The following is a 518-nucleotide window of genomic DNA, read 5'->3' as shown; positions in this document are numbered from 1 at the left end:
GTCATTACCCGCCAAGAGTTTCACAATCTGACCCAAAATCTGGTACAAAAAACCATCGAGCCCGTCAAACAGGCTTTGAAAGACGCAGGCGTAACCAAGGCAGATGTCAAAGGCGTGATTATGGTTGGCGGCTCTACCCGCATGTTGCATGTTCAACAAGCAGTTGCCACATTCTTCGGACAAACCCCGCTGAACAACCTCAATCCTGACGAAGTGGTCGCACTCGGTGCCGCCATACAGGCAAACGTCCTTGCCGGTAACAAAACCGACGGCGAATGGCTGCTGCTTGACGTTACACCTTTGTCACTCGGTTTGGAAACATACGGCGGCCTTGCCGAGAAAATCATTCCTCGCAACTCTACCATTCCTACCGCGCGTGCGCAGGACTTTACCACTTTCAAAGACGGTCAAACCGCTATGACGATACACGTCGTACAAGGCGAGCGCGAACTCGTTTCCGACTGCCGCAGCCTTGCCAAATTCACCCTGCGCGGCATTCCGCCGATGGCCGCAGGCGC

General features: G+C 54.2%; 1 protein-coding gene. It reads left to right on the top strand.

What is annotated here, in order from left to right; genetic code table 11:
* Window positions 1–518, top strand: a 518-nt coding sequence (locus ACTHUR_RS18255) for an Hsp70 family protein (RefSeq protein WP_440400173.1), incomplete at both ends; no start/stop codon positions are given.

Source organism: Neisseria sp. P0021.S007, assembly GCF_051956855.1.
This window is presented reverse-complemented; position numbering and strand designations above follow the sequence as displayed.